Genomic DNA, 13,305 nt, shown 5'->3' on the forward strand with positions numbered 1-13,305 from the left:
GACCCGGCGTTCGCCCCCGAACTCACCGGCAGCGCAGACCCCTTCACGGTCCACACCCGCTGGATCGAGACCGAGTTCGTCAACGACATCAAGCCCTTCACCTCCCCCACCGACACCGACACCGACGAGGAGAGCGGCCGCGAGACGGTCGTCGTCGAGGTGGGCGGCAAGCGCCTGGAGGTCTCCCTCCCGGCGTCGCTGGGCATGTCGCTGGCCCGCACCGGCCTCGCCGCCGGCGCCAAGCCGAAGCGCCGCGCCGCCAAGAAGTCCGGTCCGGCCGCCTCCGGCGACACCCTCGCCTCCCCGATGCAGGGCACGATCGTCAAGGTCGCGGTCGAGGAGGGCCAGGAGGTCAAGGAGGGCGACCTGATCGTCGTCCTGGAGGCCATGAAGATGGAGCAGCCGCTGAACGCCCACAAGGCGGGCACGGTGAAGGGCCTGACCGCCGAGGTCGGCGCCTCCCTCACCTCCGGCGCCCCGATCTGCGAGATCAAGGACTGACGCCACGACACCCCGAGGCGCCCGGCGGACCCCCACACGGACGGTCCGCCGGGCGCCTCGTCGTCGTACGGGTGGCATTCTTGAGGCACACCGGGCGGACCAGGAGGCAGGGTGGGCTCACGCGAACAGGCGGTGGCGCCTGCGCGCGCCATGCGCGCGGACGCCCGCCGCAATCACGAACGGCTGCTGACGGAGGCCCGTGCGGCCTTCGCCGAGCACGGCACGGACGCGTCGCTGGAGGACGTGGCCCGGCGGGCGGGGGTCGGCATCGGCACCCTGTACCGGCACTTCCCGAACCGGGACGCCCTGGTGAGCGCCGTCTTCGAGGACGCCGTCGACGAGCTGCTGACCCGCTCGCGCCAGCTCCTCACGGACCCGGAGCCCTGCGCGGCACTGGTGACCTGGCTGCGCGAGATGGTGACCCACGCGGGCGAGTACCGCGGGCTGGCCCGCTCCCTGATGGCGGTCTCCGCCGACGGCTCCTCGGCGCTCGCCCGGTGCAGCGACCCGATCCGGCAGGCGGGCGGGGCACTGCTCGCCCGCGCCCAGCAGGCCGGCTCCGTCCGCGCGGACGTGGCGATCACCGACCTGCTCCAGCTGACGCACGCGATAGCCCTGGCGGCCGAGGAAACCCCGACCGACCCGGACCTGGCGGACCGCCTCCTGCACCTGACCCTGCGAGGCCTGAAGCCTTGAAGACTCAGCGCCGCCGCAGGTCGGCGACGCGGGCCCGCTCCCGCTCGGCCCCCTGCTCACCGAGCATCGCGGCGGCGGGGCGCAGCCCCGGAGGAGCCTGACCCCGGCGCGGTCCCGGCAGCGCGCGCTGCTGGCGCCGCGCCGGGACCTCGTCACCCCCCGACGCCCCGGCCGCCCCGGCCACGGCGATCTGCACCCCCTGGTCGGCGAGGGCCTGGAGCTCGGTGTGGGCGCGGTCGTCATGGGCCGGCGGCTCGTCGGTGACGAGCCGGGTGATGACGTCCGAGGGCACCGTCTGGAACATCGTGTCGGTGCCGAGCTTGGTGTGGTCGGCGAGGACGACGACCTCCGCGGCGGCCTGCACCAGCGCCCGGTCGACGGACGCCGACAGCATGTTGGACGTGGACAGTCCGCGCTCGGCGGTCAGCCCGCTCCCGGAGAGGAAGGCCCGCGACACCCGCAGCCCCTGCAGGGACTGCTCGGCACCGCTCCCGACGAGGGCGTAGTTGGAACCGCGCAGCGTGCCGCCGGTCATCACGACCTCGACCCGGTTGGCGTGGGCCAACGCCTGTGCCACCAGCAGCGAGTTGGTGACGACGGTCAGCCCGGGCACCCTGGCGAGCCGGCGGGCCAGCTCCTGGGTGGTGGTCCCCGCCCCGACGACGATGGCCTCGCCCTCCTCCACGAAGTTCGCGGCGAGGTCGGCGATGGCGGTCTTCTCGGCGGTCGCGAGATGTGACTTCTGCGGAAAGCCGGACTCCCGCGTGAACCCGCCCGGCAATACCGCACCGCCATGCCGGCGGTCGAGGAGTCCTTCTGCCTCCAGTGCGCGCACGTCCCGCCGTACGGTCACTTCGGAGGTCTGGACGACGCGGGCGAGCTCACGGAGCGACACGGCCCCGTTCGCTCGCACCATTTCGAGGATCAATTGGCGACGTTCTGCAGCGAACACGAAACTGACAGTAACCCCAACGACCGTCTGCTTTCAGCAGTTTGCGCCGAATAACAGAAGTTGTTCGTACGCAGGCACGCCAAGTGGTATAAGGCCTAGTCCCGGCGCCTATGCCGCTCGCATGACCGGCAACTCCCCGTGACCGGCGGGGAGTCGGATCCGGCCGTCAGAGGTCGGCGCCCGCCTTGCGCGTGTGCAGCTGCCGCGCGACCTCGGCGATCGACCCCGAAAGCGAGGGGTAGACGGTGAAGGCGTTCGCGATCTGCTCGACCGTCAGATTGTTGTCGACGGCGAGCGAGATGGGGTGGATGAGTTCCGAGGCGCGCGGGGCGACGACCACACCACCGACCACGATGCCGGTGCCCGGCCGGCAGAAGATCTTGACGAACCCGTCCCGGATCCCCTGCATCTTCGCCCGAGGATTCCGCAACAGCGGCAGCTTCACCACCCGGGCGTCGATCTTGCCGGCGTCAACATCAGCCTGGGTGTACCCGACGGTGGCGATCTCCGGATCGGTGAAGACGTTCGACGACACGGTCTTCAGATTCAACGGAGCCACCGCGTCACCGAGGAAGTGGTACATGGCGATACGCCCCTGCATCGCCGCGACCGAGGCGAGGGCGAAGACACCGGTCACGTCACCGGCGGCGTACACGCCCGGAGCCGTAGTACGGGAGACCTTGTCGGTCCAGATATGTCCTGACTCACGCACCTTGACGCCGGCCTCCTCCAGGCCGAGGCCCTCGGAGTTCGGGACGGCACCGACGGCCATCAGGCAGTGGCTGCCGCTGATGACGCGGCCGTCCGCCAGGGTGACCTCCACCCGGTCGCCGACGCGCTTGGCGGCGGCGGCACGCGAGCGCGCCATGACGTTCATGCCACGACGCCGGAAGACGTCCTCCAGCACAGCGGCGGCGTCCGGGTCCTCACCCGGCAGCACGCGGTCCCGCGACGACACGAGCGTGACCCGCGACCCCAGCGCCTGATAGGCACCGGCGAACTCGGCACCGGTGACACCGGAACCGACCACGATGAGCTCCTCGGGCAGCTCGTCGAGGTCGTAGACCTGGGTCCAGTTCAGGATGCGCTCGCCGTCCGGCTGGGCGTCGGGCAGCTCGCGCGGGTGGCCGCCCGTCGCGATGAGCACGGCGTCGGCGACCAGCGTCTCCTCGCTGCCGTCGGCGGTCCGCACCACGACCTTGCGCGACCCGTCGAGGGCCTGCATGCCCTCCAGCCGCCCACGCCCGCGCATCACCCGCGCACCGGCACGCGTCACGGACGCGGTGATGTCGTGCGACTGGGCGAGCGCGAGCCGCTTCACACGCCGGTTGACCTTGCCCAGGTCGACGCCCACGACACGCGCGGGCGTGTCGATGTGCGGGGTGTCGTCGGCGACGATGATGCCCAGCTCCTCGTACGAGGAGTCGAAGGTGGTCATCACCTCGGCCGTGGCGATCAGAGTCTTGGACGGCACGCAGTCGGTCAGCACCGACGCCCCGCCCAGACCGTCGGCGTCGACGACGGTCACCTCCGCGCCGAGCTGAGCGGCGACCAGCGCCGCTTCGTATCCGCCGGGTCCGCCACCGATGATCACGATCCGAGTCACGTACTCCATTGTCCCGCACGCATCGGGGTGCGACCGCCTGGGGGGCCGCCACGAGACACCACCGTTACGACAGTGACACTGCCGTACCCTTCCCCCCATGTCGCTCTACGCCGCGTACGCCGGCAATCTCGACGCGCGGCTGATGACCCGCCGCGCCCCCCACTCGCCGCTGCGCGCCACCGGCTGGCTCAACGGATGGCGGCTGACGTTCGGCGGCGAACAGCTCGGCTGGGAGGGCGCGCTGGCCACACTCGTCGAGGACCCGATGGAACAGGTCTTCGTCGCGCTCTACGACATCGCCCCGATGGACGAGGACTCCCTGGACCGCTGGGAAGGCGTGGGCCTGGGCATCTACCGCCGCCTGCGCGTCCGCGCCCACACCCTGGAGGGCGAGGAGCAGGCATGGACGTACGTCCTGAACGCCTACGAGGGCGGCCTCCCGTCGGCCCGCTACCTGGGCGAGATCGCCGACGCGGCGGAATCGGCAGGAGCCCCCCACGACTACGTGATGGAACTACGCAAGCGCCCCTGCTGACACAAGCCCCCCAACCACCCCTCTCTTGTCGGATACGACAAGACAACGATCGCCATCCCGTGAGCTCCGTCATCTACGCGCGTAGGCCCAAACCGGCTACCCTCAGTCGCGTGAACGCATCTCTTCTTCCGGACGACATCCAGGGCGACCCGCACGCGGCCGCCGACGCCGCCGCCGCGCGCCTGCGCGAACTCACGGGCGCCGACACCCACGACGTCGCCCTGGTGATGGGCTCCGGCTGGGCCCCGGCCGTGGACGCCCTCGGCGCGCCCGAGGCCGAGTTCCCGGTCACCGAGCTGCCCGGCTTCCCGCCGCCGGCGGTCGAGGGGCACGGCGGCAAGATCCGCTCGTACCGCACCGGCGACAAGCGGGCCCTGGTCTTCCTGGGCCGTACGCACTACTACGAGGGCCGCGGCGTGGCCGCCGTAGCCCACGGCGTGCGCACCGCAGTCGCCGCGGGCTGCAAGACGATCGTGCTCACCAACGGCTGCGGCGGCCTCCGCGAGGGCATGCGCCCCGGCCAGCCGGTCCTGATCAGCGACCACATCAACCTCACGGCCACCTCCCCCATCGTCGGCGCCAACTTCGTCGACCTCACCGACCTCTACAGCCCTCGCCTGCGCGCGCTGTGCAAGGAGATCGACGCCACCCTCGAGGAGGGCGTCTACGCACAGTTCCCCGGCCCGCACTACGAGACGCCGGCCGAGATCCGCATGGCCCGCGTGATCGGCGCGGACCTGGTCGGCATGTCGACGGTCCTCGAGGCGATCGCCGCACGCGAGGCGGGCGCCGAGGTCCTCGGCATCTCCCTGGTCACCAACCTGGCCGCCGGCATGACGGGCGAACCCCTGAACCACGAGGAGGTCCTCCAGGCCGGCCGCGACTCGGCCGCCCGCATGGGCTCCCTCCTCGCCCAGGTGCTGGGCCGCCTGTAGCCGTACCCACGGTGAGGCCCCCGTGCCCGCACCCTCCAAAGGCGCAGGCGCCACAGAAGCCCCCACCCTCCGAAACGGGCCGCCGCAGGCACCGCCCCCCGACCACCACGAGAGGCTGACCCGACGTGCAAGACGACCTCATCGCCCGGGCCCAGGCATGGCTCGCCGAGGACCCCGACCCGGAGACCCGCGCGGAACTCGCCGCCCTCCTCGACGCCGGGGACACCGACGAGCTCGCGTCACGCTTCGCCGGCACCCTCCAGTTCGGCACCGCGGGCCTGCGCGGCGAGCTGGGCGCCGGCCCGCTCCGCATGAACCGCTCGGTCGTCATCCGCGCAGCCGCTGGCCTCGCCGCCTACCTCAAGAAGCAAGGCCACACCGACGGCCTCGTGGTGATCGGCTACGACGCCCGCCACAAGTCCTCAGCCTTCGCCGAGGACACCGCAGCGGTCATGACGGGCGCCGGCCTCCGCGCAGCAGTCCTGCCCCGCCCCCTCCCCACCCCGGTCCTCGCCTACGCGATAAGGCACCTCGGCGCGGTAGCCGGCGTAGAGGTCACCGCCAGCCACAACCCCCCGCGTGACAACGGCTACAAGGTCTACCTCGGCGACGGCTCCCAGATCGTGCCGCCCGCCGACGCGGAGATCGCCGCCGAGATCGCCGCGATCGCCTCGCTCCACGACGTCCCCCGCCCCGACACCGGCTGGGAGACCCTGGACGACAGCGTCCTGGACGCCTACCTCGCCCGCACCGACGCGGTCCTCGCCCAGGACTCCCCCCGCACCGCCCGCACCGTCTACACGGCGATGCACGGCGTCGGCAAGGACGTCTTCCTGGCAGCCTTCGCGCGCGCAGGCTTCCCCATCCCGGCCCTGGTCGCCGAGCAGGCCGAGCCCGACCCGGACTTCCCCACCGTCGCGTTCCCCAACCCGGAGGAGCCCGGCGCGATGGACCTGGCCTTCGCGAAGGCCCGCGAGGAGGACCCCGACCTGGTCATCGCCAACGACCCGGACGCCGACCGCTGCGCGGTGGCCGTCAAGGACAACGGCGGCTGGCGCATGCTGCGCGGCGACGAGGTAGGCGCACTGCTCGCCGCCCACCTGGTCGCCCGCGGAGCACAGGGCACGTTCGCCGAGTCGATCGTCTCCTCCTCCCTCCTCGGCCGGATCGCCGAGAAGGCGGGGCTGCCGTACGAGGAGACCCTGACCGGCTTCAAGTGGATCGCCCGCGTGGAGGGCCTGCGCTACGGCTACGAGGAGGCCCTCGGCTACTGCGTGGACCCGGAGGGCGTCCGCGACAAGGACGGCATCACGGCGGCCCTGCTGATCACAGAACTGGCCTCGACACTCAAGTCCGAAGGCCGCACACTGACCGACCTCCTGGACGACCTGGCCGTGGAACACGGCCTGCACGCCACGGACCAGCTCTCGGTCCGCGTCGAGGACCTGTCGATCATCACCGACGCGATGCGCCGCCTGCGCGAACAGCCCCCGACCGAACTGGCGGGTCTGTCCGTGACGAACGCGGAGGACCTCACCAAGGGCACGGACAAGCTCCCGCCCACGGACGGCCTGCGCTACACGCTGGAGGGCGCGCGCGTGATCGTCCGCCCCAGCGGCACGGAGCCGAAGCTGAAGTGCTACTTGGAAGTGGTGGTCCCCGTCAGGGACCACACGGAACTGCCCGCAGCACACGCAAAGGCAAAGACCCTGCTGGCGGCGCTCAAAAAGGACCTGTCAACAGCAGCAGGCATCTGAAAACACAAGGGGTGCCTCGCAAGAACGAGGCACCCCTGAACCCACGTCAAAGCTCACCCCGTGGCGAGCAGAATCACCAAAAGAACAGCCCCCGCCACAGCAGGCCCGATGACCTCATAGGCCCACCGCACACTGACCTCACCCACACTCGGGGCATCGGCACGCGAGGCCCGCTCCTCCCACCGCTCGAGCAGCTCCCGCAGCTCATCCATGACCTTGTCGGTCTCGGCCCGCACAGGCCCACTCGACGCACCGGCGCCCCCACCCGACGCATCGAGGCCCAGCCCAAGGTCCCGCCCCCCACCACGGCGCCCGCCACGCCCGGCGCCCCGCTCGGCGGCAGCCGTCTGCCGAGCCGCCTTCTTGCGGGCCCGCAGCGACACAGGAATGGCCCACAGCGCGAACGTGGCGCCGGACGCCGTGACGACCTCGTTGGAGTAACGCGAGCGCAGGGACGCGACCTGCCCCCAGGGCAGCACGACGACCCGGAGCGGATTACGGATCCGCAGCCGCTCCTCGTTGGCGTACACGGCCGGCCGCAGCGTGAACGCCGTGATGACCGGCACGATCAGGATCAGCGCGGCGAGGGCCAGCCACGGCGTGCGCCCGGTGCCGAGCACCAGGGCGTCGATGCCGAGCCACAGGGCGATGACCAGCACGAGGGCACCACCGAGCATGCCCATGGGCGAGCGGTAGACCCGATCCTTCGCGGCGGGATCGGGGCTGGGAGCAGGCGTCGTCATAACGCCGATTCTGCCGCACCCCTGAACGCCTGTTCACAAGCAGCACCCGACAACGCACCCATACCCACCCCCCACAACGCATCCCCCACCACCACCCCACAAGCTCCCCACACCCCACCCCCCACCGATTCCGCCCCACGGGGTGTACAGCCGCTACGCGCGTAGATATGCTCGTCTGGTGACCATGCCCACCAATGCACCTGCCGCAGCTCACGCACTCAAGGACGTCGCCGCGTCCGACAGCACGCTGCGCCGCTTCCTCCACGGGCTGCCCGGCGTAGACGCGGTCGGCCTGGAGGCGCGGGCCGCGTCCCTCGGCACCCGTTCCATCAAGACGACCGCCAAGGCGTACGCCATCGACCTCGCCATCTCGATGGTCGACCTGACGACGCTGGAAGGCGCGGACACCCCGGGCAAGGTCCGGGCGCTCGGCGCCAAGGCGGTCCGCCCCGACCCGACCGACCGCACGACCCCGTCGACCGCGGCCGTCTGCGTCTACCCCGACATGGTGGCCACCGCCAAGGAGGCCGTCGCCGGCAGCTCCGTGAAGGTCGCCTCGGTCGCCACCGCCTTCCCCGCGGGCCGCGCCGCGCTCTCCGTGAAGCTCGCGGACGTGCGGGACGCCGTCGCCGCCGGTGCCGACGAGATCGACATGGTCATCGACCGCGGCGCGTTCCTCGCCGGGAACTACATGAAGGTCTACGACGAGATCACCGCCGTGAAGGAGGCCTGCGGGACCACCGCCCGCCTCAAGGTCATCTTCGAGACCGGCGAGCTGTCGACGTACGACAACATCCGGCGCGCGAGCTGGCTCGGCATGCTGGCCGGCGCGGACTTCATCAAGACGTCCACCGGCAAGGTCGCCGTCAACGCCACCCCCGCCAACACCCTCCTTATGCTGGAAGCGGTGCGCGACTTCCGCGCCCAGACCGGCATCCAGGTCGGCGTGAAGCCGGCCGGCGGAATCCGCACCTCCAAGGACGCCATCAAATTCCTCGTGCTGGTCAACGAGACCGCCGGCGAGGACTGGCTGGACAACCACTGGTTCCGCTTCGGCGCCTCCTCGCTTCTGAACGACCTGCTGATGCAGCGGCAGAAGCTGGCCACCGGCCGCTACTCCGGCCCCGACTACGTGACGGTGGACTGATCACCATGGCATCGGTATTCGCATACGCCCCGGCCCCCGAGTCCCGCTCGATCGTCGACATCGCGCCGTCGTACGGCCTGTTCATCGACGGCGAGTTCACGGACGCGGCGGACGGCAAGGTCTTCAAGACCGTCTCGCCGTCGTCCGAGGAGGTCCTGTCCGAGATCGCCCAGGCCGGCGAGGCGGACGTGGACCGCGCGGTGAAGGCCGCGCGCAAGGCGTTCGAGAAGTGGTCCGCGCTGCCCGGCTCCGAGCGCGCCAAGTACCTCTTCCGTATCGCGCGCATCATCCAGGAGCGCAGCCGCGAGCTGGCCGTCCTGGAGACGCTCGACAACGGCAAGCCGATCAAGGAGACCCGCGACGCGGACCTCCCTCTGGTGGCGGCGCACTTCTTCTACTACGCGGGCTGGGCCGACAAGCTCGACCACGCCGGCTACGGCGCGAACCCCGCGCCCCTCGGCGTCGCGGGCCAGGTCATCCCCTGGAACTTCCCCCTCCTGATGCTGGCGTGGAAGATCGCCCCGGCACTCGCGACGGGCAACACGGTCGTCCTGAAGCCCGCGGAAACGACGCCCCTCTCGGCGCTCTTCTTCGCGGACATCTGCCGCCAGGCGGGCCTGCCCAAGGGCGTCGTCAACATCCTGCCCGGCTACGGCGACGCGGGCGCGGCCCTGGTCGCGCACCCGGACGTGAACAAGGTGGCGTTCACGGGCTCGACGGCAGTCGGCAAGGAGATCGCCCGCACGGTCGCGGGCACCCGCAAGAAGGTCACCCTGGAGCTGGGCGGCAAGGGCGCGAACATCGTCTTCGACGACGCCCCGATCGACCAGGCCGTAGAAGGCATCGTCAACGGCATCTTCTTCAACCAGGGCCAGGTCTGCTGCGCCGGCAGCCGCCTCCTGGTGCAGGAGTCGATCGAGGAAGAGCTCCTGGACTCCCTCAAGCGCCGCCTCTCCACGCTCCGCCTCGGCGACCCGCTGGACAAGAACACCGACATCGGAGCGATCAACTCCGAGGAGCAGCTGAGCCGCATCACCTCCCTCGTGGAGCGCGGCGAGGCGGAGGGCGCCGAGCGCTGGTCGCCGGCCTGCGACCTGCCCGAGAGCGGCTACTGGTTCGCGCCGACGCTGTTCACGAACGTCACGCAGGCGCACACGGTCGCCCGGGACGAGATCTTCGGCCCGGTGCTGTCGGTCCTCACCTTCCGCACCCCGGACGAGGCCGTCGCGAAGGCCAACAACACGCCCTACGGCCTGTCGGCCGGCATCTGGACGGAGAAGGGCTCGCGCATCCTCGCGGTCGCGAACAAGCTCCGTGCGGGCGTCGTCTGGTCCAACACGTTCAACAAGTTCGACCCGACGTCGCCGTTCGGCGGCTACAAGGAGTCGGGCTTCGGCCGCGAGGGCGGCCGCCACGGCCTGGAGGCGTACCTCGATGTCTGAGCGCTTGACTGTCCTGAAGACCTACAAGCTGTACGTCGGCGGGAAGTTCCCGCGTTCCGAGAGCGGCCGGGTGTACGAGGTGACGGACTCGAAGGGCAACTGGCTGGCGAACGCACCGCTGTCGTCCCGCAAGGACGCCCGTGATGCGGTGGTCGCCGCCCGCAAGGCGTTCGGTGGCTGGTCCGGCGCGACCGCGTACAACCGCGGTCAGGTCCTCTACCGGGTCGCCGAGATGCTGGAGGGCCGCAGGGCCCAGTTCGTCCACGAGGTCGCCGACGCCGAGGGCCTGTCCAAGTCGAAGGCCGCCGAGCAGGTGGACGCGACGATCGACCGCTGGGTCTGGTACGCGGGCTGGACGGACAAGATCGCCCAGGTGGTGGGCGGCGGCAACCCGGTCGCGGGCCCGTTCTTCAACCTGTCCTCCCCGGAGCCGACGGGCGTGGTGGCCGTCCTGGCCCCCCAGAAGTCCTCGTTCCTGGGCCTGGTCTCGGTGCTCGCCCCGGTGATCGCGACGGGCAACACGGCGGTCGTGGTGGCCTCCGAGAACGCCCCCCTCCCGGCCCTCTCCCTGGCCGAGGCCCTGGCCACGTCCGACGTCCCCGGCGGAGTGGTCAACATCCTCTCCGGCCGTACGGCGGAGATCGCCACCCCCCTCGCGGCGCACCAGGACGTCAACGCGATCGACCTCGCGGGCGCCGACGAGGTGCTGGCGAAGGAGCTGGAGATCGCCGCGGCGGACAACCTGAAGCGCGTCCTGCGTCCACAGCCTGTGGACGACTGGTCGGCCGCTCCCGGCACCGACCGCATGACGGCGTTCCTGGAGACCAAGACGGTCTGGCACCCCACGGGTTCGCTGGGCGCGTCCGGCTCCGCGTACTGAGGAGGCCCCGAGACCGAAGAGCCGTGCCTTCCCTCCGTCCAGGGAAGCCACGGCTCTTCGCCGTACCAAAAGACACCCAGCGCGACGCCACCGGCATGTGATGCGTGCATCAACAACGCCCGCCGGGTCGTCCCGACCCCGCCGGATGCCTCACACTGGTGTCCCGTGAGTTCCCCTGTGCCCATACCGACGCGAGTCGTGCTGCTCTGCGGCCCCTCCGGCTCCGGCAAGTCCCTCCTCGCGGCCCTCTCCGGTCTTCCGGTGCTGCGGCTCGACGACTTCTACAAGGAGGCCGGCGACCCGACCCTGCCGCTGGTCCCCGGGAGCTCCGACATCGACTGGGACCACCCCGACTCATGGGACGCCGACGCGGCCGTCGACGCGATCGCGGACCTGTGCCGCACGCGCCGCACGGACATACCGGTCTACGACATCTCACTGAGCGCCCGCACCGGCCACGAGAGCATCGAGATCGGGCAGACCCCGCTGTTCATCGCGGAGGGCATCTTCGCGGCGGAGATCGTGTCGCGGTGCCGGGAACTCGGCCTGCTGGCCGACGCGCTGTGCCTGAGCCGCGGCCCGGTGAAGACGTTCCGCCGCCGCTTCCTGCGCGATCTGCGGGAGGGCCGCAAGTCGGTGCCGTTCCTGCTGCGCCGCGGCTGGCGCCTGATGCGCCAGGAACGCTCGATCGTCGCCCGTCAGACGGCCCTGGGCGCCCACGCCTGCGACCGCGACGAGGCCCTGAACCGCCTGACGGAAGCCGCCACGGTGACACCGGCACCGACGCCCTGAACGATCACGCCGCCTCCTCCGTCGTAGTCACGACATCCGACAGCTCCTGCGACGAAGAGGACGACGATGAGGCGTGCGGTACTGCTCATGACCCTGGCAGCCCTGACCACGGCCGGGTGTTCCGGCGAAGACAGCAAGGGATCCGGCGCGGCGTCCTGCTCAGGTCTGGTGGTCTACGACGGCCGCGACTACCTGCCCACCGGTAAGTCCGTCTTCACCGTGGGCGAGCGTCTGGGCACCGCCACCGTGGCGGCCTGCTACGACACGCCCAACGAGCCGGGCACCGGAGTCGCCGAGGCCACGACCGGCGTCTACGCGGTCGAAGGGGTCGATCCCACCGAGGCGGTCGCCGTCGGCGACGCCCCGTCGACAGCCGCGCACGTGACCGCCCGCTGACCGCACACACGGAAACGGGGCCGCGGACCCCCCGGCCCCGGCCCCGCACCGTCGTGCTCCGCCGCTTCCCCCGTGGCAGAGCACCCCCCGTTCCCCCGTGGTTCCCCCCGGTGGCCCCCCAGCCCCCGTGAGTCCCCCTCCAGGCACCGCTCCCCCGAACGGTCCCCCCCTTCACCTTCAGGCGACAAGCTCCCCGAAGGCGTCCTCCTCGTCACGGCCGAAGCTGAGGACCTCGTCCTCACGCAGCCGGCGGAGCGACCGCCAGATGCTCGACTTCACCGTGCCGACACTGATGTCGAGGATCTCCGCGATCTCCGGGTCGGTGCGGCCCTCGTAGTAGCGCAGGACCAGCATCGTCCGCTGGAGTTCGGGCAGCCGGGCCAGCGCCTGCCACAGGACCGCGCGCAGCTCGGTGCCGCGCATCGCGTCCGTGTCGCCGGCCGTCTCCGGCAGCTCCTCGGTCGGGTACTCGTTCAGCTTGCGGCGGCGCCACGCGCTGATGTGCAGGTTCGTCATCGTCCGCCGCAGGTAGCCACCCACGGCGGCCTTGTCGCTGATCCGGTCCCACGCCCGGTAGGTCGAGAACAGCGCGCTCTGCAGCAGGTCCTCGGCCTCGAAGCGGTCACCGGTCAGGTGGTAGGCGGTGGCGTACAGGGAGGCGCGGCGCTCCTGGACGTAGGCGGTGAACTCCGCCTCCGACAGCGAGCGCCGGCTCTCCCCCGAGTCCTCCCTGTACGCGGTTCCCCCGTGCGTCTCCCCCGTGCGGCCGTCGACCACCGTCATGTAACCGGTGTGCTGACGCCCCGTGCCGCGAGCGCACCCCCGCCCCGCCGTACCCCGGCCCCCGTTCACGTCGTGCAGACGCGTGATCACTGCGCTGGTGCTGGTGCCGTGCAGCGTGTTCATCTCGCGCCCCCCGTCGT

Annotated in this window: 14 protein-coding genes; 10 read left to right on the plus strand and 4 right to left on the minus strand. The window is 71.1% G+C overall.

The annotated features are described in order from the left end of the window. The coding region (locus KBY32_RS08775; protein ID WP_210979534.1) for a biotin/lipoyl-containing protein at window positions 1–501 on the plus strand (501 nt) is incomplete at its 5' end. Between the two features lie 150 nt (window positions 502–651). Next, a complete protein-coding gene (locus KBY32_RS08780) occupies window positions 652–1,197 on the plus strand; it encodes a TetR/AcrR family transcriptional regulator (RefSeq protein ID WP_055621708.1) in 546 nt (181 codons plus the stop codon). 4 nt (window positions 1,198–1,201) lie between these two features. On the opposite strand, the gene KBY32_RS08785 is transcribed toward KBY32_RS08780, so the two are convergent. Then, a complete protein-coding gene (locus KBY32_RS08785) occupies window positions 1,202–2,149 on the minus strand; it encodes a DeoR/GlpR family DNA-binding transcription regulator (protein WP_079033613.1) in 948 nt (315 codons plus the stop codon). 166 nt (window positions 2,150–2,315) lie between these two features. Next, window positions 2,316–3,764: an NAD(P)H-quinone dehydrogenase gene (locus KBY32_RS08790; protein ID WP_055621706.1), complete on the minus strand. Its 1,449-nt coding sequence runs from the start codon at window positions 3,762–3,764 to the stop codon at window positions 2,316–2,318. An 88-nt stretch (window positions 3,765–3,852) separates the two neighbouring features. Here KBY32_RS08790 and KBY32_RS08795 point away from each other — a divergent pair, with 88 nt between their 5' ends. The 3 genes from KBY32_RS08795 (at window position 3,853) to KBY32_RS08805 (ending at window position 6,982) form a co-directional block, all read left to right on the plus strand. After that, the gene (locus KBY32_RS08795) at window positions 3,853–4,290 is read left to right on the plus strand and encodes a gamma-glutamylcyclotransferase (protein WP_055621705.1); all 438 of its coding nucleotides are present in this window, start codon (window positions 3,853–3,855) and stop codon (window positions 4,288–4,290) included. 110 nt (window positions 4,291–4,400) lie between these two features. Then, window positions 4,401–5,225 (plus strand): purine-nucleoside phosphorylase, encoded by an 825-nt coding sequence (locus tag KBY32_RS08800; protein WP_062674534.1) that lies wholly within the window; start codon window positions 4,401–4,403, stop codon window positions 5,223–5,225. Between the two features lie 125 nt (window positions 5,226–5,350). Beyond that, the gene (locus KBY32_RS08805) at window positions 5,351–6,982 is read left to right on the plus strand and encodes a phospho-sugar mutase (protein ID WP_210979535.1); all 1,632 of its coding nucleotides are present in this window, start codon (window positions 5,351–5,353) and stop codon (window positions 6,980–6,982) included. A 53-nt stretch (window positions 6,983–7,035) separates the two neighbouring features. Here the strand turns inward: KBY32_RS08805 and KBY32_RS08810 are convergent, their stop codons facing one another. Continuing rightward, window positions 7,036–7,725 (minus strand): PH domain-containing protein, encoded by a 690-nt coding sequence (locus tag KBY32_RS08810; protein ID WP_210979536.1) that lies wholly within the window; start codon window positions 7,723–7,725, stop codon window positions 7,036–7,038. Window positions 7,726–7,909: 184 nt separating this feature from the next. On the opposite strand from KBY32_RS08810, the gene deoC reads away from it, so the two are divergent. From deoC to KBY32_RS08835, 5 genes are all read left to right on the plus strand, one after another. Beyond that, the gene (gene deoC, locus KBY32_RS08815; protein ID WP_210979537.1) at window positions 7,910–8,872 is read left to right on the plus strand and encodes a deoxyribose-phosphate aldolase; all 963 of its coding nucleotides are present in this window, start codon (window positions 7,910–7,912) and stop codon (window positions 8,870–8,872) included. 5 nt (window positions 8,873–8,877) lie between these two features. Beyond that, window positions 8,878–10,314, plus strand: coding sequence for an aldehyde dehydrogenase family protein (locus KBY32_RS08820; RefSeq protein ID WP_055621701.1), 1,437 nt, complete (start codon window positions 8,878–8,880; stop codon window positions 10,312–10,314). After that, window positions 10,307–11,194, plus strand: a complete 888-nt coding sequence (locus KBY32_RS08825; RefSeq protein ID WP_210979538.1) for an aldehyde dehydrogenase family protein — start codon at window positions 10,307–10,309, stop codon at window positions 11,192–11,194. Before KBY32_RS08820 ends, KBY32_RS08825 begins: the two co-directional genes overlap by 8 nt. Before the next feature lie 165 nt (window positions 11,195–11,359). After that, complete coding sequence (locus KBY32_RS08830) at window positions 11,360–11,986, plus strand: uridine kinase (protein ID WP_308293681.1); 627 nt, start codon at window positions 11,360–11,362, stop codon at window positions 11,984–11,986. A gap of 87 nt (window positions 11,987–12,073) precedes the next feature. Further along, on the plus strand, window positions 12,074–12,382 hold the full coding sequence (locus KBY32_RS08835; protein WP_210979539.1) for a DUF6281 family protein: 309 nt from the start codon (window positions 12,074–12,076) through the stop codon (window positions 12,380–12,382). 177 nt (window positions 12,383–12,559) lie between these two features. Here KBY32_RS08835 and KBY32_RS08840 read toward each other — a convergent pair whose 3' ends face one another. Further along, window positions 12,560–13,288, minus strand: coding sequence for a SigE family RNA polymerase sigma factor (locus tag KBY32_RS08840; protein WP_055621697.1), 729 nt, complete (start codon window positions 13,286–13,288; stop codon window positions 12,560–12,562). Window positions 13,289–13,305 lie beyond the last annotated feature (17 nt).

Origin of the sequence: Streptomyces sp. RK62 (genome assembly GCF_018070255.1) — a bacterium.
GTDB lineage: Bacteria > Actinomycetota > Actinomycetes > Streptomycetales > Streptomycetaceae > Streptomyces > Streptomyces nigra.